The organism is Deinococcus puniceus (assembly GCF_001644565.1).
In the GTDB taxonomy this organism is placed as follows: domain Bacteria; phylum Deinococcota; class Deinococci; order Deinococcales; family Deinococcaceae; genus Deinococcus; species Deinococcus puniceus.
This window is the reverse complement of sequence record NZ_CP011387.1, coordinates 2,122,044-2,140,251: the sequence shown is the minus strand read 5'-3', so window position 1 is coordinate 2,140,251 and position 18,208 is coordinate 2,122,044. Positions and strand designations below refer to the sequence as shown.

18 protein-coding genes are annotated in these 18,208 nt (G+C 63.8%); 11 read left to right on the top strand and 7 right to left on the bottom strand.

The window, feature by feature from the left end; genetic code table 11:
- Positions 1 to 27: 27 nt before the first annotated feature.
- Complete coding sequence (locus SU48_RS09765; protein WP_064015095.1) at positions 28 to 657, bottom strand: alpha/beta hydrolase; 630 nt, start codon at positions 655 to 657, stop codon at positions 28 to 30.
- A 215-nt stretch (positions 658 to 872) separates the two neighbouring features.
- Here SU48_RS09765 and SU48_RS09760 point away from each other — a divergent pair, with 215 nt between their 5' ends.
- The 5 genes from SU48_RS09760 to SU48_RS09740 all read left to right on the top strand — a co-directional run bounded on the left by SU48_RS09760 (position 873) and on the right by SU48_RS09740 (position 6,198).
- The gene (locus SU48_RS09760) at positions 873 to 1,643 is read left to right on the top strand and encodes a hypothetical protein (RefSeq protein WP_064015094.1); all 771 of its coding nucleotides are present in this window, start codon (positions 873 to 875) and stop codon (positions 1,641 to 1,643) included.
- A 299-nt stretch (positions 1,644 to 1,942) separates the two neighbouring features.
- On the top strand, positions 1,943 to 3,259 hold the full coding sequence (locus SU48_RS09755) for a glutamate-5-semialdehyde dehydrogenase (protein WP_064015093.1): 1,317 nt from the start codon (positions 1,943 to 1,945) through the stop codon (positions 3,257 to 3,259).
- A 191-nt stretch (positions 3,260 to 3,450) separates the two neighbouring features.
- Positions 3,451 to 4,452 (top strand): MBL fold metallo-hydrolase, encoded by a 1,002-nt coding sequence (locus SU48_RS09750; RefSeq protein ID WP_082869738.1) that lies wholly within the window; start codon positions 3,451 to 3,453, stop codon positions 4,450 to 4,452.
- Between the two features lie 124 nt (positions 4,453 to 4,576).
- A complete protein-coding gene (locus tag SU48_RS09745; RefSeq protein ID WP_064015092.1) occupies positions 4,577 to 5,008 on the top strand; it encodes a globin domain-containing protein in 432 nt (143 codons plus the stop codon).
- A gap of 95 nt (positions 5,009 to 5,103) precedes the next feature.
- On the top strand, positions 5,104 to 6,198 hold the full coding sequence (locus tag SU48_RS09740; protein WP_064015091.1) for a bifunctional 3-deoxy-7-phosphoheptulonate synthase/chorismate mutase: 1,095 nt from the start codon (positions 5,104 to 5,106) through the stop codon (positions 6,196 to 6,198).
- A 146-nt stretch (positions 6,199 to 6,344) separates the two neighbouring features.
- Here SU48_RS09740 and SU48_RS09735 read toward each other — a convergent pair whose 3' ends face one another.
- From SU48_RS09735 to SU48_RS09725, 3 genes are read right to left on the bottom strand one after another with little or no spacing between them, the layout of a single operon-like run.
- Positions 6,345 to 6,947, bottom strand: coding sequence for a 2'-5' RNA ligase family protein (locus SU48_RS09735; RefSeq protein ID WP_064015090.1), 603 nt, complete (start codon positions 6,945 to 6,947; stop codon positions 6,345 to 6,347).
- Positions 6,948 to 6,949: 2 nt separating this feature from the next.
- Positions 6,950 to 7,615 carry a helix-turn-helix transcriptional regulator gene (locus tag SU48_RS09730; RefSeq protein ID WP_064015089.1) on the bottom strand — a complete coding sequence of 222 codons (666 nt, stop codon included), beginning with the start codon at positions 7,613 to 7,615 and terminating at the stop codon, positions 6,950 to 6,952.
- Positions 7,612 to 8,700, bottom strand: coding sequence for an Mrp/NBP35 family ATP-binding protein (locus SU48_RS09725; RefSeq protein ID WP_064015088.1), 1,089 nt, complete (start codon positions 8,698 to 8,700; stop codon positions 7,612 to 7,614). The genes SU48_RS09730 and SU48_RS09725 overlap by 4 nt, the downstream gene beginning before the upstream one ends.
- A gap of 188 nt (positions 8,701 to 8,888) precedes the next feature.
- Between SU48_RS09725 and SU48_RS09720 the strand changes: the two genes are divergently transcribed.
- The 3 genes from SU48_RS09720 (at position 8,889) to SU48_RS09710 (ending at position 12,165) form a co-directional block, all read left to right on the top strand.
- Positions 8,889 to 9,920: a threonine aldolase family protein gene (locus tag SU48_RS09720; protein ID WP_064015087.1), complete on the top strand. Its 1,032-nt coding sequence runs from the start codon at positions 8,889 to 8,891 to the stop codon at positions 9,918 to 9,920.
- Between the two features lie 167 nt (positions 9,921 to 10,087).
- Positions 10,088 to 11,095, top strand: coding sequence for a CPBP family intramembrane glutamic endopeptidase (locus tag SU48_RS09715; protein ID WP_064015086.1), 1,008 nt, complete (start codon positions 10,088 to 10,090; stop codon positions 11,093 to 11,095).
- Between the two features lie 332 nt (positions 11,096 to 11,427).
- Complete coding sequence (locus tag SU48_RS09710) at positions 11,428 to 12,165, top strand: hypothetical protein (RefSeq protein WP_064015085.1); 738 nt, start codon at positions 11,428 to 11,430, stop codon at positions 12,163 to 12,165.
- A gap of 214 nt (positions 12,166 to 12,379) precedes the next feature.
- Here the strand turns inward: SU48_RS09710 and SU48_RS09705 are convergent, their stop codons facing one another.
- The 3 genes from SU48_RS09705 to SU48_RS09695 form a co-directional block, all read right to left on the bottom strand.
- Positions 12,380 to 12,880 carry a DUF456 domain-containing protein gene (locus SU48_RS09705; protein WP_064015084.1) on the bottom strand — a complete coding sequence of 167 codons (501 nt, stop codon included), beginning with the start codon at positions 12,878 to 12,880 and terminating at the stop codon, positions 12,380 to 12,382.
- Between the two features lie 165 nt (positions 12,881 to 13,045).
- Positions 13,046 to 13,726 (bottom strand): NUDIX hydrolase, encoded by a 681-nt coding sequence (locus tag SU48_RS09700; RefSeq protein ID WP_064015083.1) that lies wholly within the window; start codon positions 13,724 to 13,726, stop codon positions 13,046 to 13,048.
- 127 nt (positions 13,727 to 13,853) lie between these two features.
- Complete coding sequence (locus SU48_RS09695; RefSeq protein WP_064015082.1) at positions 13,854 to 16,127, bottom strand: amylo-alpha-1,6-glucosidase; 2,274 nt, start codon at positions 16,125 to 16,127, stop codon at positions 13,854 to 13,856.
- 204 nt (positions 16,128 to 16,331) lie between these two features.
- Between SU48_RS09695 and infC the strand changes: the two genes are divergently transcribed.
- The 3 genes from infC (at position 16,332) to SU48_RS09680 (ending at position 18,001) form a co-directional block, all read left to right on the top strand.
- Entirely contained in the window at positions 16,332 to 16,979 is a 648-nt protein-coding gene (gene infC / locus SU48_RS09690; protein WP_064015081.1) for a translation initiation factor IF-3, read from the top strand.
- A gap of 242 nt (positions 16,980 to 17,221) precedes the next feature.
- Positions 17,222 to 17,467, top strand: coding sequence for a glutaredoxin domain-containing protein (locus tag SU48_RS09685; RefSeq protein WP_064015080.1), 246 nt, complete (start codon positions 17,222 to 17,224; stop codon positions 17,465 to 17,467).
- Between the two features lie 135 nt (positions 17,468 to 17,602).
- Complete coding sequence (locus SU48_RS09680; RefSeq protein WP_064015079.1) at positions 17,603 to 18,001, top strand: DUF805 domain-containing protein; 399 nt, start codon at positions 17,603 to 17,605, stop codon at positions 17,999 to 18,001.
- Positions 18,002 to 18,208: the final 207 nt, after the last annotated feature.

Sequence of the window (18,208 nt, the reverse complement as noted above, 5' to 3'; positions counted from 1 at the left end):
CTTTGAGGCGGCCTCTGATCGCCCGGTTTACCGCGCTGCCCCTTCAATAAACCCGGCCACTTCCCCGACAATCGCCGCTTCAGTCACCTCGCGGGCAGTGCTGCGCTGGCCATCGCCCCGCTGCTCGCCGTAGCGTCCGAAATCGGCGTGGACGGCTCCCGGCAGCACCACCAACCGGGTGCTTTCGGGCAGGCGCGGCAGGCTGCTCTGCACTTCGGGTAGTGTGCTGAGGCCGTCATTTTGCGCGGCCAGATTCAGCACCGCCAGAGCTTGCCCGCGCAGGCTGATATTTCCGGCAGGATAGGCTCCCAGCAAGATCAGCCCGGCCACTTGCCCAGCCCCCTGACCCGCCAAAAACTGCGCGGCCATGGCTCCGCCGAGGCTGTGGCCTGCCAGAAAGACCCGGCCTGCGGGCAAGCCAAGCGCCTGAATCACGCCGCTTGCCCGGTTGGGTTCCAGCACGGCCAGATTCAGCGGAAAGCGCACGATGACGGTGCGGATGCCCCGGCTTGCCAGTGCATCTCCTAGCCAGCGGTACGCTTCGGGGGCAACAGCGGCTCCCGGATAAATCACGAGGGCGGCGCGGGTTTCTCCAGTGGCCGGAATGTCTATGGCATTGGGAATGGGCGCGGGGTTGGCCGCAGCGTTGGCGGTCATTCCTGTTGTAGAGGCGGGCGCACAGCCTGTTAGTGCGAGGCTGGCGAGGGCTACAGCTACAAAGACCATTGATCGGGGCTGGACTGATCGGCTCTGCATTGATCTATGGGGGGCAAGACGAACCATCTGTTCAGTATGCGGCAGCCTCAGCAGAGGGGGTGCGCGATTGCGGCGGAGGCACCTTGCTACAGTCGCCCTTGCTACACTGCTCCCCGATGCCTGCCCATGCCGACGCCGCGCCCCTTGCCCTGATCGGTGTGCCTGCGGGGGCCGCCCGCGCCTTTCGTGAACTGGGCATCGTGGCGGTGGGCGTGCCCGATACCGACTTGAAGGCCGTGCTGGACGCCTGCCATACCCTCCGGTTTTGTGGGGCGTTGGTTGGCCCTTCTCATGAAGAAGCGGTGCTGGGGGCCGTGACCCCCGACGCCGACGCCCGGCGAGTGGGGCGCGTAGACGCCGTGTCGTTCACGGGTGGCTTTGGCACTGGCGGCAGTCACGGCGCGTATGCGCTGACCGGGGCGCTGATGGACGCGCTGGAGGCCACCGGCTACGCGGCACGCGGCGCAAGTGCCGTCCTGCTGGGCAACACCGCCGACGATCTGGCCCGCGCCCTGCCCCTCTCGCGCCTCGGTTTTACCGATGTGGGTGTGGTGGCCGACAGTTCTCCCGATGCCGAACGCGCCGCCCGTGACCTGCCCGCCGGAGTGCGAAGCTTTGCCATGAGCCGCCGCGACTCCTCATTGAGTACCCTGACCGAACGCGCCGACCTGATCGTGCTCACGGGTGGGAGTTTGCCCGCCGGACTGGTGCAGCCGTACCACACGGTCATCGACCTGACAGGCCGCGCCCAGATCACGTCTACGGGGGCCACCAGTCTGAATCTATCGTCTCTGCCCGCCCGCCGTCTGGTGCGGCAACTGGCGCACGCCACAGGCCACCGCTTTCATCTGGAAGAGTTGGAACCGCTGGTGCGGGTATTGGGGTGAAGTTTGCGGGGAGCTTGAAGGGCGTCTAAGGGTCTAAGCAGGGCAATCGCTGGCGCTCATTCAACTCCTCTCCCCAGACCACTGCTCTGCGAGTCTCCCGCAAGGGGCGGGGGCTAACAGCAAGAGCAAAGGGCTTTGTTTAGCTCCTCACCCTTGACTGGTACAGCCCGAAGGGAGGAGGGAGGGCCGGGGACTCGCAGAGCTGCGCTAGCAGAGCGGGTGAGGGAGCAAAGCGATTGCCCTGTTTAGACCCTAGACCTTTGGCCCCCTAGACGCCCCCACCCTGTTACGCTACCCCCATGACGGCGGTTGAGGCAGCAGGCAACACAGCAAACACATCGGTACACGAGATGGGCGTGCGGGCGCGGGCCGCTGGGCGGGTGCTGCGTTCTCTGCCCACCGCGCAGAAGGTGGCCGCGCTGCACGCCATCGCCGCCGAGTTGCGGGCGCGGCAGGCAGGCATTCTGGCCGCCAACGCGCAGGACATCGCCGCTGCACAGGCCGCCGAATTGCCCGCGCACATGGTAGACCGCCTGAGGCTCTCTGCCGCCTCGCTGGAAGCCATCGCCGCCGATGTGGAAGCAGTGGCCGCCCTGCCCGATCCGGTGGGCGAAACCACGCCCGAAGAAGTACAACCCAGCGGCATTCGCGTCTCTAGGCGGCGCGTGCCTTTAGGCGTACTGGGCGTGATTTACGAGAGTCGCCCTAACGTGACCGTAGACGTGGCGGCGCTGGCCCTGATGAGCGGCAACGCCGTGATTCTGCGCGGCGGCAAGGAGACCGTGTTCAGCAACGCGACGCTGGAAGAGGCCATTCATGCCGCCCTGCACGCCCAGAACCTTCCCGCCGACGCCGTGCAGGTGATCCATGACCCGGCCCGCGAGCGGATGCGCGAACTGCTCCGGCTCGATACCCTCGTAGATGCCATTATTCCGCGTGGTGGTGCGGGGTTACACCGCTACTGCGTCGAGAACGCCACTGTGCCCGTCATCGTGGGCGGCATCGGCGTGGTGCATGTGTATCTGGACGCCAGCTTTACCCAAGACCCGGCAGATGTAGAACTGGCCGTGCAGATTATTCGCAACGCCAAGGTGCAGAAGCCGAGTGCCTGCAACGCGCTGGATACCTTACTGGTGGCCCGCGCCGCGCTGCCTGCCCTGCCCGCCATTGCCCAAGACCTCGCGGCACACGGCGTAGATCTGCGGGCCGATGCCGAAGCGTTGGCCGTTCTTCAAACCGATAGTCTTCAAGCCGCTGGCGTACAGGCCCAACCCGCCACCGACGCCGACTACTGCACCGAGTTTCTAGCCCTCACCGCCAGCATTCGGGTGGTTGAGGGCATGGAAGAGGCGCTGGATTTTATCGCCCTGCACGGCAACCACACCGACGTGATCCTCACCCGTGACCCCGCTCAGGCCGAACGCTTCGTGCAGGACGTAGACAGCGCCGCCGTGATGGTCAACGCCAGCCCCCGGTTCAACGATGGCGGGCAACTGGGGTTGGGCGCAGAAGTGGCGATCAGCACGCAAAAGCTGCATGCGCGGGGGCCGATGGGTCTGCGCGAACTGACCACCACCAAATGGGTGGTGCGCGGGGAAGGCCAAAGCCGGAGCTAAAGGGCTACAACCCCCATTTCTAAACCTCCGCCAAATGTTCAGCGTATGCCTGAATACTTTTGATTGAGAATTTATCGTTCAACGTTGAAAGGTAATTTCACTCCAATCTGGATGGCCCCACCTGTTGCGGCGTCTATCTGGCACAGACCGAATGCTGCTCCTTCACTTGGCCCACTCGCCGGAGGTTTCCCATGTCTGACGATCAAATCATCTTGCCCGCCGCTTCCGTAGATCGCCGCCGCGCCCTGCAACTCTTGGGCCTGACTGGAGTGGTGGCCGCCGCCTCGCCGCTGGCCCTCGCGCAAACCACCACGCCTGCTGCCCCGGCCACCCCCGCCGCGCCGCCCGCACCCACCGCTTTCGTCAACGGCAACGGCTTTTACCGCCAGAAGATCGGAGATATGACCGTTATCGTTCTCAGCGACGGCACGGCTCCGCTGGCCGCCCTTTTGCCCACTTGGGGCGCGAATCCTGACCGTCAGGCCGAGTTTGCCGCCACGCTGGCCGAATACCATGTGGCCGCCACCAACACGGTCAACCACTTCAACCCTACCATTATCGAAACGGGCAAAAACCGCGTGCTGATCGACACGGGGCGCGGTGGCGCGACAGGCCAGACGCTCGCCAACATCCGGCGGGCGGGCATTGATCCGGCCACCATCGACACCGTGTTCATTACGCACGGGCACGGCGACCATATCGGCGGCCTGACTACGGGCGGGCAGTCCAACTTCCCGCAGGCGCGGCACGTCATGGGCGCGGGAGAATTCCAGTTCTGGACGACTCAGGCCAACCCCAACGCCTCCGTGCAGGCCAACCTGATCGGCCTGAAAGACCGCTTTACGCTGATTCAGCCGGGAGCCGAAATCGTGCCCGGTCTGACGGCGATTGCCAGCCCCGGCCACACACTTAATCACCTCAGTGTGCGTGCCCAGAGCGGCAACGCGGGCCTGCTGGTCTTCGGAGACGCCGCCGGACACTTCCTGATCAGCCTGAAGCACCGGGGCGCTTACGTGGGCTTCGACACCGACGGCGCACTGGCGGCCCGCACCCGTCAGCGCCTGTTCGATCAGGCCACCACGGAAGGACTGTGGGTCACGGGCTACCACTTCCCGTTTCACGCGCTGGGCCACATTCGCCGCATGATCGGCGGGGCCTTCGAGTACGAACCCACGGTGTGGAACTGGAGCTGAGGCTCTGGCCTCATTCGACCCAAATTCTTGAGAGGCTCTGGCATTTGCTGGAGCCTTTTTGCTGTTGTGGCGAATTGGGAAGGCCTGAGGGCTTGAAGTCTGTCCCACGCGCTACCCTGCCCGTATGACCGTCATTCCCCCCACCTTGCAACTCACGCCCGGAGGCACGCTGTATGACCGAATCGGGCCGGAAGCGTTGGCCGAACTTGTCACGCGCTTTTATGAATTGGTGGCCCAACACCCCGATTTGGCCCCCATTTTCCCTACCGACCTGACCGAAACCGCCGAAAAGCAACTGGCATTCCTGACCGGGTTTTTGGGTGGCCCACCGCTGTACCACGAACGCTACGGCCATCCCCGGTTGCGGGCGCGGCACTTGCCCCACGTCATTACCCCCAAACGGGGGCGGGCGTGGCTGGCGTGCATGAACGCGGCGCTGCGGGCCACCCCCAGCATCGCTACCGCCGACGCGCAGGAGTTTTACGCGGCCCTGACGCGGGTGGCGGCACATATGGTCAATACTCCAGACGCCGGGCAAACCGGAGCGTCAGAGTAAGAAAACCGTGTTTGGCAGGCCACACTTGGACAACTCTTTTCAATTGACTAGCACGCCCCGCTCCCCCCTGCGGCTCAGTTTCCTACACTGACGCTATGACACAACCGCACCGCTCCATCGAAGACCTCCGCGCCGAGGTGGATCAGATCAACCGTGACCTACTGGTTTTGCTGTCTAGGCGCGGCGAAGTGGTGGCCCAGATAGGCCACGCCAAGACGCAGGAAGGCCGCCCACACCACTACGACCCCGCCCGCGAAGACAAGCAGCTTAAGGAAATGGAGGCGCTGAATCCCGGCCCCTTCACCGGAGCCGCCGTGAAGGCCATCTTCAAGGAAATCTTCAAGGCCAGCCTTGATCTGGAAGAGAGCAATGACAAGAAGCAGCTCTTGGTGTCGCGCAAGGTCAAGCGTGACGACACCGTGCTGGAAATCGACGGCGTGCAGATCGGTGGGAGTGCGCCCCCCACCATCATCGCTGGCCCCTGCTCTATCGAATCCGAAGAGCAGATGGATCAGACCGCCGCGTTCTTGGCAGGCAAAGGCGTGAAAATCTTGCGCGGCGGCGCGTACAAGCCCCGCACCAGCCCTTACGGCTTTCAGGGCATGGGCGTGGACGGCCTGATCATCGGGGGCCGCGCCGCCCGCGACAACGGCATGCTGTTCATTACCGAAGTGATGGACACCCGCGACGTAGAAGTGGTGGCCGAACACGCCGATATTTTGCAAGTGGGCGCACGCAACATGCACAACTTTGCCCTGCTGCGCGAAGTGGGCCGTTCCCGCCGCCCCGTGCTGCTGAAGCGCGGCCTGAGCGCCACCATCGAAGAGTGGCTCTACGCCGCCGAATACATCCTGTCGGAAGGCAACAACGAAGTCATCTTGTGCGAGCGCGGCATTCGTACCTTCGAAAAGTGGACGCGCAACACCCTCGATTTGTCGGCAGTGGCTCTTGCCAAGCAAGAAACCCACCTGCCCGTGATCGTAGATGTGACCCACGCTGCGGGCCGCCGCGACCTGCTGATTCCGCTGGCGAAGGCTGCCCTCGCTGTCGGCGCAGACGGCATCCACATCGAAGTTCACCCCAGCCCCGCTACGGCGCTGAGCGACAACGAGCAGCAACTCGATTTCGCCGGATTCGACGGCTTTATGGACGCCTTGGCGGGAATGCTGAAGCTGCCCGTGAGTGTGTAAGGGTAAGCAGAAGTAGAGCTAGAAAGTAGATCGTGGATCGGAGATTGTGGTTTGGTTGCCACGTTCTCCGATCCACGTTCGCTGTTGTCGGTATTGAAAACAGAAGCTCTAGCCCTTGCTTTCGCTTTTCCTTCGACCCTAGACCCTCAGACGATCCCCCGCTCCCCAAGCGGAAAGGTATGCAGCTCCTGCACTTCCCCCCGCATTTCCCGCGTCAGACTCAGGGCCGTAACCGTAAAGTGCGACACAGGCGGCGTCAGGTGGCGCACTTCTTCCCAGAGGTGCGCTTCGGCCCAAGGCAAAATGCCTAAGGCCAAGGTCAGGTGCGGCATGTAGGAATCGCCGTCGTAAGGAGCCTGAGAACTGGGCACGGCACCGAGGGCGCGGCGATGCAGGGCCAGCAGTTCGGGCGGGCGCTCGCACTCCAACATCAGGGCGTTGGGAAGCTGTTTCCAGCCCAGAATCTGCACTTCAAAGGGCGGGGTTTCGGCCAGCAGGTGACGAAAAACGCTGACCAGATCGCGGCTGCCCAGCGGCGTGCGGAACGGGGCGCGTAAGTTCAGGTGCGGCAACCCGAAGGCCCGCACGTTCAGGCGCTCTTGGGTACGGCGCAGCCAGCCGTCCAGTTCGGCGGGGGGCCACGCCACCAAACTATGCAGCGGCGGCAGCATCTGCGCCGTGCCAGCGGGCGTGTCGTTGGCGGGCAGATGGGCCCCACCCGGTACACTGGTGGGCGGCGACGGCGGCATGGTCAGGGGCCGATCCGGTACAGGCAAGTGCTTTGGCCGCAGGCGATCCGCGTTTCACGGGTCATCGGCACGCCCAAGAGCGTTTGGTACATAGTCAGTTCACTGACGCAGAGTTCCTGAAATTGCCGCGCCACGGTCAGGTTGGGGCAGTTACGTTTGCTGACCAGCCACGTGTCTCCGTCCTGCTCCAGCACGGCGTCAAAGCCCATTTCGCACAGCACGCGCACAAAGGCCTGCACCCGCACGGGCAGGGGTGCAGACAGCGGCACCTCGGCCTGAAGACGGGCGGCGATTTCGGCGCTGCGGGCATCGAACACCTGCATCACCGCGCCCTGCCCGAAGAGTTGCTGCACATGCCTCAGCACATCTACACACAGGCCCGAATAGGTTTTGGGAAACGACGCCTCGCCCTGATCGGTGAGGGCGAACACGTGTTGGGGCCGTCCGCGTCCGCCGGGGCGCTCGGTGCGCGACTCGATCAGGCCGCCGTCTTGCAGGTCACACAGGTGGCGGCGGGCGGCGGGCACGCTGACTTCCAGCTTGTAGGCCAAGTCCTGCGCGGTCTGGGGGCCGTGCCGCTTGATCAGTTCCAGCAGGCGCGTCTTGGTGCGCTCCGGGGCGGGAAGCGGCGTTGGCAGCGAAGTGAAAGGAGCGGCGGCGAGGCTCATACGACGGTCAGTTGGTCGGGCAGGTCGGCCAGAGACTGCTGCAACGACTGCGCCATAGAGCGCACGCTGACCTGTCCGGCAAGGTTGCGGGCAATCTGGGTCAGGGCCGCCGACGCCACCGAATCCGGGTGCGCCAACACCGCAGGCACGCCCGCGTCGGAATCCTTGCGGACTTCCATGTCTATCGGCACTTCGCCCAGCAGCAAGTGTTCCGCTCCCAGTTTGCGCGAGCCGCCGCGCCCAAACAGGTCGTAGGTCAGGCCGGTATCGGGGGCCACGAAGTAGCTCATGTTTTCCACGATGCCCAGCACGGGCACACTGGCTTTGCGGAACATATCGATGGCCCGCGCCGCGTCAATGAGAGCCACGTCCTGCGGCGTCGTCACGATCACAGCCCCGGTGACTTGCACAGTCTGCGTGAGGCTGAGTTGCACGTCGCCCGTACCCGGTGGCAAGTCCACGATCAGATAATCGAGGTCGCCCCAGGCAGCATCCTTCAGAAATTGCTGCACCGCAGAATGCAGCATCGGCCCGCGCCACACGAGCGCCTGCCCTGCCGGAGACAGGTTCGCCATCGAAATAAAGCGGACGCCATGCGCCTCGATGGGCTGCATTTTGCGCTCCGCATTGGCGGTCACTTTGGCCGCACCCTGCCCCATCATGTGCGCCACAGAAGGGCCGTACACGTCGGCGTCCAGCAGGCCGACTTTGGCTCCGTCGCGGGCGAGGGCGGCGGCAATATTCACGGCCACACTGCTTTTGCCCACGCCGCCTTTGCCGCTGCCCACCAGCAGCACATGTTTTACACCGGGCAAGGCAGGCTGAGAGGGGGCACGCACCATCGCGCCAAAGGTCACGACGACATCGGTGATTCCGGGCACGGCCATCACGGCTTCACGCACGTCTCCCTCGATCTTGCCTTTCAGCGGGCAGGCGGGCGTGGTCAGGTTGACCTTCACGGCGGCCACACCGCCCGACACTTCGGCCCGTTCGATCATGCCCAGCGACACCAGATCGCGGTGCAATTCCGGGTCGTTCACGGTTTTCAGGGCTTCCATCACAGCGTCCAACGCGGGGTCACGCATACCCCGCCATCATGACGGCTGCGCGGCGGGGGGGCAACTCATGGCCTTACAGTGCGGGCGCTGCACAGCTGGTGAGTGGGGAGTGGTCAGTGGGAAGAGCAAAAGAGTTGGAAGCTACTCAGTGTGATGCATTTCCCACTCACTACTGACCACTTACCACTCACGGTTCTTCCCTCTAGACTCCCCCTATGCCCCCTGCTCCCCTGATTGCCGATCTGCGCTCCGACACTGTGACCACGCCCACGCCCCAGATGCGGGCGGCGATGGCGGCGGCGGCGGTGGGCGACGACGTGTACGGCGAAGACCCCACCGTGAACGCCCTGCAACAGGAAGTGGCCCGCCTGACCGGACACGAGGCGGGATTGTTCATGCCGTCTGGCACGATGACCAATCAGGTGGCAATCGCGCTGCACACCCAGCGCGGGCATGAAGTGATCTGTGCGGAAGGCAGCCACATTTACGAATGGGAACTGGGCATGATGGCCGCGTTCAGTGGCGTGGTGCCGCGCTTCGTGCACGCGCCGCTGGGCATTCCTGACCCCGAAGGAGTGCGGGCCGCCGTGCGCCGCAGCATTCACCAGTCTCCTAGCGGTCTCATCAGCTTGGAGAACACGCACAACAAGGCGGGGGGCACGGTCATTCCGCTGGAGGTCTTGGCTGGAATCCGCGCTGTGGCCGATCAGGAAGGCTTGCCGCTGCATCTGGACGGCGCACGGGTCTTCAACGCTGCCGCCGCGCTGGATGTGCCGCTATCCGATATTACGGGCCAGTTCGATACGGTCAGCGTATGCCTCAGCAAAGGGCTGGGTGCGCCCGTGGGCAGCGTGCTGGTGGGCAGTAAGGCGCAGATGGCACAGGCGCACCGCTACCGCAAGATGATGGGCGGGGGCATGCGTCAGGCTGGAATTTTGGCCGCTGCCGCGTTGGTGGCCCTGCAAGACGGCCCCGCGCTGCTGAAAGAAGACCACCGCCGCGCCCGCCAGTTGGCCGAAGCCCTCGCCGGAGCCGGATTCGCCGTGAATCTGGCCGCCGTGCAGACCAACATCATCTACGCCACCCTGCCCGACGCTGCCGCCCACGCCGCACGCTGGGCCGCCGCCGGGGTGCATGCCAACGCGCTCGGCCCGGACTCGGTGCGCTTCGTGCTGCATCATCAGGTGACGGATGAGGCGCTGGAGCGGGCGATTGGGGTGCTGACGGGGGCTGTGGTGCAAGCCTAGGAGAACGTGGAGGGGAGATCGTGGATCGTGGGAAAGGCGCGGTGGGAAAGAGATATTGAATCTTGGTGGTGAGCTTGGCAAGAATCCCAGTGAAGCCATTCTTGTCACCACGATCTACGATCCACCTCCCACGTTCTCTCCCAGTTCTCCGCGCTAGGCTGGCCCCTATGACGGCCCCGGACGCCCCTTCATCCCCGACGCACACCCAGCCTGAGCCACCTGCGCCAACTTGGCCCGCCGACGAATTGCCCGCCGAATACCCAGTCAAGCCGCCCACCGATTCCGGGATTCGGGCGGTGGACGGCAACCGGGCCGCGCTGACCCTGCTCCTGACTCAAAATGTGGTGTCGGCCGTGCTGATGTCTCAGGGCGTGCCGCTGGGAACGGCGCTGCTACTGTCGTTCGTAGTCAATGCCATTTTGGCAGTCACCGTCTTTAAGCCCGCCATGCAAGCATTGGTGCGCGATTCGCGTTGGCGCACGCCGCCTTCTTGGGGGTTGGCGCTCGCCGCGTTCGTGCTGGCGTTCTTGGCGTCACGGGCCTTCGCGCTGTTTTTTTTGGTGCTCTTTCCGGCGGGCGCGGGGGCCATTCCGCAGTTTCTCAGTCAGGGGGCCGACTTGTGGGCGCTGCTGTTGGCGGCGGGCCTGCTGATTCCTTTTGCCGAAGAAGTGGCCTTCCGGGGCCTGATGATGCGCGGGCACGAGCGGGCGGCGGGCTTTACGGTAGCGGCCCTGATGTCCAGCTTCGCTTTTGCCGTAGCGCACGGTGTCCCGGCCAGCATCGCGGGCATTTTGCCCTTGGCCTACGCGATGGCCCGCCTGACGCAGCACACCGGAAGCCTCTGGAACGCCGTCATCGTCCATGCCCTCAACAACTCCATTGCTGTCGGGCTGGGCGCGTTTTTGGCGGGCCGCAACCTGCCCGATCCCACCGAGAGTGCCGAACTGCTCCGCAACCCCGCGCTGACTATTCCGCTGGCACTGGGGGCACTCTTGTTCGGCAGTGTGGTGCTGCTGGTGCTGCATCTGTGGCTGGTGCCCAGACCTGACCCTGCGGTGAAAAGTGCGCCGGGGCCGTGGCTCAGCGCCGCTTACGTGGGCGTCGTGCTGTTTGGCGTGGTGGCGGGCGTGCTGACCCTGCCCGCCGTCACGCAGATGATCAGCGGATTGCAGTGAAGCTGATGTTGCTGCTGCGCCCGTCCAGTCTGCTTCGCAGCTCTACCAGTTCGCAGGCAGCCCCCTTGGAAGGAAACGAAAGAGCAGTTGTCCTCCCCTGTAAGGGGGGGCGTTGCGTCAGCAACGGGGGGTTCACCTTCGGCGTTGGAATGCAAACCCCCCAGTCTGCTTCGCAGCCAGCCCCCCTTGAGGGGAGCGCCAAAGCACAGTTGTCTCTACATTCGGGGGGGTTGCCCTGCCATGGCTCCAAGCCCCAACAGACCTGAACAAAAAGAGAACGGCCTGAACATGGCCCATAGGTTGTGCAGGGCTGGCCCCCTACACTGGGTACAATGTCTCGTTCTTCCCGCTCCCGTAAGCCTGCCCCTATCGTGCCGCCGCCTGCTACTGTTTCTGCCCCGCTGCCCACCGACTTGCTGAGTGGGCCGCGTAGATTTGGCGCACAGTTGGCCGAATCTGACCCCCTGACGTGGCGGTACTGGGCGGCGGTGGTGGTGCCTGCGGCGTTGTCGGGGGTGGCGTATGCGCTGTTGGTACGGCCCGCCGCGAATCTGGCCGCCGAACTGACCAAAACAGCCGCGCCGCCCTTCATTGCCCACGTCACCAACGCCTTCGGCAGCTTTTTTCTGACCGTGCTGACCTTCGCCGTGATGTGGGGCTTAGGGCGCTTGGGCGCGGGCCGGGGCAAAAGCCTGCGCGGCAGCCGCGTCGCGGAAATCTTCAGCGCCTCGTTTGCCCTGCTGGTGCCGCTGTATCTGCTGGTCATCGTGTTGGCGCTCAGCACCCCGGCTGCCGCGTGGTTGCCCTCCGACGCGGCGTTGGCGGCGGCAGGCCAGAATCCGCAGCAGATTCAGCGGGCGGCGTTGGCGGCGGCGGCCCAAACCTCGGGGGCGTTGGCGCTGGCCTTTGCCACGTTGCTGGGCACAGCGGCGCAGTGTGCCTTGGCCTTTTTCGCTTTGCGCGTCACGGTAGGCCACACCGGACGGGCCGCGCTGGGGGCGCTGTTGCCGCTGCTGCCTGCCCTCGTGATCGGCTTTATTGCTATTGCCCCGCTGATTTTGGCCCGCTGAAGGAACAATAAAAAAACAGGCTCCGGCGCATGGGCTGGAGCCTGTTTTGTTGTCAATTCTTATACGGACTCCGCTTGATTCCGCCACAATCGGAACGCCACCGCTTGCGGCTCCATAACGCGTAGCCCGTACTCTTTCCTACTCGCTCACTTCGTGCTGTGCCAGTCCGCTCGGATTGAATCCTAAAAAGTGCAGGATTCAATCGGAATCATTCTTACCCGAACACGCTCTTGGCCGGATCCCACAAGCGCCACAGTTCGTAGATGCCGATCAGCAGGTGCAGCACCAGTTTGGCTGCCAGTCCGGTCAGCAGCCCCACCAACGTGCCCCACGCTGCCCGAATGGCTTCTGGCACGGGCTTCCGCACCACAAACAACTCGGCAATCAGCGCCCCGGCCAGTGGCCCCACGATCAGGCCGAAGGGAATGAAAATCCCGACAAGCCCGCCGATCAGAGCGCCCCACACAGCTTGTTTGCTGCCGCCGTATTTGCGTGCGCCCCACGCACTCGCCACGTTGTCCACCATAGAAATCAGAAACGTGATGACGGCGAAGGTGAGCAGAAAGGGAAGGTCAGGCCAGACCTGAAAGCCGTCAATAAGGGTAGCGGCCACCGTTCCGGCGAAAATGATGATGGTGGCGGGCACGGCGGGAATAAACGTGCCGATCATGCCCACGATCCACGCGACAAGGAAGATTAAAAAAGCAAGACTCATACGCTGTGAGGGTACGCGGAAAGTGGGCCGAGGGTTCCGGGGGCGGCGCTACGAGCTTGCCCTGATTCCCAATTCTCCGCAAAAGCACCGGAGAGTTGTGCATGTGCACAAATTCGTCATTTTTTCTATTCGCGCCTCTGAGGTTCGTCTTCGACTGACCCCGACTTACAGCGCCGCTACCCGCGCATTCTTGGCCCGTTTGTACAGTTGGGCAGGCCGTCCTACGCCGCTGCGCCGTTCTCCGCTGGGGGTCAGAATTCCCTGAGTCAGCAGGCGTTTGCGGAAATTGCGCTTGTCCAGCTTGCGGTCTAGGATCGCCTCGTACACGCCCTGCAATTCCGGCAGCGTAAAGGTATCGGGCAAAAATTCGAGGGCAAGGTTCGCATACTCCAGCCGCAGTTGCAGCCGCTTGATGGCCCTATCCAGAATCAGGTGATGATCGAAGGCCAGCGGCGGCGGTTGGTGGGCACTCAGCCACGCCGCGCCCAGCGTATGCCCGCCCGCCGTCACGCGCACGGTGCCGTGCGGCAACACCGCCAAGTGCGCCACGCTCACGATCCGGCCACGCGGGTCACGGTCGACCTCGCCAAAGGTATAAAACTGCTCTAGGTGCCGGGGTTCCAGTTGCACCGTCGTTTCGGTACGCAATTCGCGCAGGGCTGCCTCGTGCAGTTCCTCGCCGCCATGAACAAAACCGCCCGGCAAGGCCCAATCGCGGGCGTGTGGCAGTGCGCCGCGCTGAACGAGCAGCACCCGCAGTTCTCCGGCATGCATGGCAAACGCGGCCACATCCACGGCCAAGCCCACTTGCATGGCCTGCGGAGGAAGTTCGAGCGTGCCTGTCATCCCCGGATGGTAGGGTTTGTGTCCGGGGTACGTCAAGGGCAAATCCCGCTATAAGTGTAGAGGGCGGTGGGGGCATGGCAGCAACCAGACGGGTTTTCAGCTTAGTTTTGGGTGTTGGTTTTGAGCGTCAGTTTTGGTTCAGCGCGGCGGCTTCGGCCCGTGCCACCAGCACATGCGCCCTCAGCACCTCGGCCACGCTCCAGGCCTGAAAAGGGCAGCCGCCGGGGGTCAGACTGTCTCCGGCAAAGACTTCCGAGACGTGGCCCAGCCCCGCTTCCCAAATGTGCCCGGTCAGGCCCGCGAGGGCAGCGCGGGCGCGGCGTACTTCTCCGCGCGACAGCAGCACTTCTACAAACGCGCCCAGCGGCCAGGGCCAGACCGTGCCCTGATGGTAGGCCGCGTCGCGCACCAGTTGTGGCCCGCCGTAATTGCCCAAGTAGCGCGGGTCAAGCGGCGAGAGGGTGTGCAGGCCCACGGGCGTCAGCAGGTGCGTTTCTATATCCCGAATCACGGCGTCGGTTTGGGCAGCGGTGGCGGGCGTATCGGGCAAGGACAGCGCGATGGCGGCGTTGGGGCGCACGCTGCGGTCAGGCTGCCAAGAGCCGTTGTCGTTGCTAGGGTCGGGGGCCAACAAGTCGGCCAAGGCAGCGGCGGGCGGCGTGGGCGCGGTGGGGGTGTTGAGGGGCGTGGGCGGCCTCAGCACCGGCCCAGACAACACATCGTTGCGGCTGCCCGTGTCGCTGAGGCCGATGCTACCCATGCCGAACATCCCTGTCAGGCCGCCCATGCCTAGTGGCGCGGGCGAAGGCGGGCCAAGTGAAGGATGAGGAGCAGACCGGGCAGGCGGGAGGTCAGCCCCCAGACCCGACTCCCACAGCGCCGAAAATCCCTGATGGGCACGGCCCAGCAACTCGGCGTACATGGGCGGCTCGCCAAATGCCTCCGACAAGCGGGCTTCGGCCCCCAGCGCGGCCAGCCACAACGCCTGAATTTCTACGGGTTTGCCGTGCCGGGGCGTCACCACCCAGTCCCTAATTTTCACGTCCATCCACGTCAGTTGTACGCCCGGTTCTCCGGCCCGCAGCAGACCGTCGGTGGGGTCGGCGGCAATCCCGTGATCGGTGCCTTGCACGTGCCAGCGCAACAGTTCGCGCAGTTGGGGCAGGGCCGCCCGCACAAAAGGGCCGTCTCCAGTGGTGCGGGCATACCGTTCCAGCGCCACCGCAAGCCACAATGCCCCGTCTACGGTGTTGTAGCCCGCGCCCGTGCCGTCATCAAGAAAATTATTGGGCGTCAGCCCGCGCCGCAGCGATCCCAAAAAGGTGCCCAAGATGTCGCGGGCTTCCTCGTACCTTCCCGTGACCAGTGTCAGCCCCGACAGGGCGATCATGGCGTCGCGGCCCCAATCGGCAAACCACGGATAGCCCGCGATGACGCTGAGGCTGCGGGAACTGCTGCCCACATTCACCCGCTGCACGAGGTAGGCGTCGGCGGCCACCGCCAGTGTTGCCACCACATCATCCCGCACGCCGGACGCCTGCCACGCCTGCTCGGCCAGTTGGCGGCGGCGCGTGGCCTCCTGCCTGTAGGCGGCCCAAGGATCGGGAATGGTCAGCGGCTCCTGTGCCTCCACCACGCCCTGCACCACCAGCGCTACCTGCCCGCCGCCCGCCGGAAACTGCACCTGCCAGAGTGCTGCGCCCTGCGTGTACTCCACGTCCGGTTCTCCGCGTGCGGCGTCGTGGCGGTAGTACACCCGCTGCGAAAAGGGGGCCGGGGTGAGGGAATCGGAGGTCACGCCCCCACCCTGCGGCAGATACAGCGTGGCCCGCGTTTCCCGCTCGCCCTGCACGCGCACCTGCCTTCCCCCCGGCTGCACGGCGAACCCCAACTTGGGCGCGGCGCGGTGAACATGGTGCATGTCCCGGTCTACAAAAAACCCGCCCAGTGTCAGGGTTACGGGCACGCGGCTCTGCACCTCGTACAGATACACCACCGCGCCGGAATGCCGGGGTGCACACATCCGGCGGCGCATCCGCACCCCGCGTACCAACTGCTCGCGTTCGGGCAGCAAGTCCCAAGTGGTCGCGCCTGTCAACGTTTCCAGCCCGCGTCCCTCAAAGACCCCCGGCGCAATTTCTAGGGCGTGCAGCACGATGTCTTCCGCGCCCACCCGCAGCACCTCCAGCGGCGACACCAAGTGTGAATAACGGCGCACCGGTGGCTGCTGACTGACCGCCAGCCCCGAATAACAGCGGGTGGGCACGCCTGCCAAACTGGACAGGGCAAATCCGCCGAGGCCATCGGTCAGCAGCACCTCCAGATCAGGATTGCGGACAGCGTGCGGCCCAAACGTGTAGGCCGAGGCAGGATGGGGAGGGGCAGCGGGCGAACCGGTCATGGCTACAGCATGGCAGAGCGCAGGGAGGGGAGAGGAGGGCACGGATAGCGCGGTGCTTAATTTCAGATGAGTGGACGCCATGCCAGAAAAGGCGGGGGCGCGTGGTAAACTCAGGAGTCTGCCCACCCGGAAGCTGGCCCAAAGCCAGAAAAGACAGGTGGGCCACAGCCGCCCAGAGCGCCAGCGTGCGCCGGGCGTGCGGAGGTGATGAACATAGCGAAAGAACACAAGGTCAACGAGCAAATCCGCGTCCGTCAGATCAGGTTGATCGGTGACGGCGGCGAGCAGATCGGCATTATCGACACGCGTGATGCCATGACCATGGCCCGTGAAAAGGCTCTGGATCTCGTCATGGTGAGTCCTCAGGCCGTGCCCCCCGTCTGCCGCCTGCTCGACTATGGCCGGTTCCGCTACGAGCAGCAGCAGAACGAAAAAGAAAACCGCAAGCGCGTGCGGTCTCAGGAAGTCAAGGCCATCAAATTCCGCGTGAAGATCGATGACCACGACTTCGACACCAAAGCAGGACATGTGCGCCGCTTCCTGAACGAAGGCCACAAGGTCAAAGTGACCATCATGTTCCGTGGCCGCGAGCGCACACACCCGGAGTTGGGCGAGCGCATTTTGCACCGCGTAGCCGATACGTTGGCCGATGTGGGCGCACCCGAAGGAATGCCTAGCATGATGGGCATGGACATGAACATGATCATGACCCCCAAAGCTCCCCGCAAGGTAGACCCCCGCACCGCCGATATCGATTTGGAAGCGGGCCTGCCCACCGACATGTCAGACGACGCCGCCGTGCCCGAAACGGCGACTCCTGCGGCAACGTCCGAAGCCCCGGCTCAAGCCTAAGCTTCAGGTTCATTTCAACGGTCTGCCCTTGCGGTGGGCCGTTTTTTGTGTTGAGAGGGCAATCGCTGGCGCTCATTTATCCCTCGCCCCTTGCGGGAGAGGGAATGAAAAACTCAGCCTTATCCCTTTAGACCTTCCCCTAGCCCCCACTTTGACTTTTGATGCTTTATTTTGTAAAGTATGGGCAGTGCCATCGGGGGTCAGAACCGCTCTGGCTCCACTCAACTTAGGAGGTTTCCCCAATGATTAAAATGTATACGACGACTTGGTGCCCCGATTGCCACGCTACCAAAGCCGCCCTGAAGAAGAAGGGCTTGGAATTCGAGGAAATCAACATCGAGCAAGACGACAGTGCGGCGGAATACGTGATGAGCGTGAACGGCGGCAAGCGCAGTGTGCCCACGCTGGTCAGCGGCGACGTGGCCGCTAGCCTCAGCGGATTCCGCCCGCAAAAGCTGGATGCGTTTTTGGCACAGGCCGGATTGTAAGCATTTAGCATTCAGTACAGCAATAGCAAAGGCACGGTTCCGGTTTGGGGCCGTGCCTTCTGCTTTGGGTTGATAGATCGGGATTGGCTGACCCACTGGACACCTACTCTAATTAAGTGGCATGATGGTCAGACTATGAACGAGTATCTGACGGTGTTGCGGAGATTCAGAGATTTCTCAGGACGTTCGCGTCGGCGGGAATACTGGATTTTTGTCCTCGTCAACTGGGTGATCAGCTTCGTGCTTGGATTCGTTGACAGACAGCTTGGGCTAGATTTTGGGGTTGAGGGCCTTCAAATCGGTATTTTGGGCGGGATTTTCTACCTGATCTTCTTTGTTCCTAGCTTAGCGGTAGACATTCGGCGGCTGCACGATATTGGCCGTTCCGGGTGGTGGTATCTCATTATTTTTATTCCTCTGGCGGGGGCTATCTGGCTTCTTGTTCTGAACGTCACCGATAGCGAACCCGTCACCAACCAATGGGGGCCGAATCCCAAAGGCGCGGCTCCAGTACAAAGCGGCGCTTGGGGCTAACCCCGCCTAACTTGCCCCCGCGCCCCTTCCCCCGCTATCCTGACACCATGAACTTCGCCGCACCACAACTCAGACCAAGACGGCCCGGTCTGAGGGAGCGCGGCGGGGTGCGGCAGCGAATGCTTTTGCAGCCCAGCCTGACAACCCGAACTCTACGCGCCTGAGACCCCACGCGGCTCTCAGGCGTTGTATTGGCAAGGGTGGGGC

What these genes read in the sequence shown, in the direction of transcription:
- SU48_RS09695 (WP_064015082.1), bottom strand. Translation starts at nt 16,127, where the DNA reads ATGACCGGTTCGCCCGCTGCCCCTCCCCATCCTGCCTCGGCCTACACG.
- SU48_RS09705 (WP_064015084.1), bottom strand. Translation starts at nt 12,880, where the DNA reads ATGAGTCTTGCTTTTTTAATCTTCCTTGTCGCGTGGATCGTGGGCATG.
- SU48_RS09730 (WP_064015089.1), bottom strand. Translation starts at nt 7,615, where the DNA reads ATGAGCCTCGCCGCCGCTCCTTTCACTTCGCTGCCAACGCCGCTTCCC.
- SU48_RS09725 (WP_064015088.1), bottom strand. Translation starts at nt 8,700, where the DNA reads ATGCGTGACCCCGCGTTGGACGCTGTGATGGAAGCCCTGAAAACCGTG.
- SU48_RS09700 (WP_064015083.1), bottom strand. Translation starts at nt 13,726, where the DNA reads ATGACAGGCACGCTCGAACTTCCTCCGCAGGCCATGCAAGTGGGCTTG.
- SU48_RS09760 (WP_064015094.1), top strand. Translation starts at nt 873, where the DNA reads ATGCCTGCCCATGCCGACGCCGCGCCCCTTGCCCTGATCGGTGTGCCT.
- SU48_RS09715 (WP_064015086.1), top strand. Translation starts at nt 10,088, where the DNA reads ATGACGGCCCCGGACGCCCCTTCATCCCCGACGCACACCCAGCCTGAG.
- SU48_RS09720 (WP_064015087.1), top strand. Translation starts at nt 8,889, where the DNA reads ATGCCCCCTGCTCCCCTGATTGCCGATCTGCGCTCCGACACTGTGACC.
- SU48_RS09765 (WP_064015095.1), bottom strand. Translation starts at nt 657, where the DNA reads ATGACCGCCAACGCTGCGGCCAACCCCGCGCCCATTCCCAATGCCATA.
- SU48_RS09735 (WP_064015090.1), bottom strand. Translation starts at nt 6,947, where the DNA reads ATGCCGCCGTCGCCGCCCACCAGTGTACCGGGTGGGGCCCATCTGCCC.
- SU48_RS09685 (WP_064015080.1), top strand. Translation starts at nt 17,222, where the DNA reads ATGATTAAAATGTATACGACGACTTGGTGCCCCGATTGCCACGCTACC.
- SU48_RS09710 (WP_064015085.1), top strand. Translation starts at nt 11,428, where the DNA reads ATGTCTCGTTCTTCCCGCTCCCGTAAGCCTGCCCCTATCGTGCCGCCG.
- SU48_RS09680 (WP_064015079.1), top strand. Translation starts at nt 17,603, where the DNA reads ATGAACGAGTATCTGACGGTGTTGCGGAGATTCAGAGATTTCTCAGGA.
- SU48_RS09740 (WP_064015091.1), top strand. Translation starts at nt 5,104, where the DNA reads ATGACACAACCGCACCGCTCCATCGAAGACCTCCGCGCCGAGGTGGAT.
- SU48_RS09755 (WP_064015093.1), top strand. Translation starts at nt 1,943, where the DNA reads ATGACGGCGGTTGAGGCAGCAGGCAACACAGCAAACACATCGGTACAC.
- SU48_RS09750 (WP_082869738.1), top strand. Translation starts at nt 3,451, where the DNA reads ATGTCTGACGATCAAATCATCTTGCCCGCCGCTTCCGTAGATCGCCGC.
- SU48_RS09745 (WP_064015092.1), top strand. Translation starts at nt 4,577, where the DNA reads ATGACCGTCATTCCCCCCACCTTGCAACTCACGCCCGGAGGCACGCTG.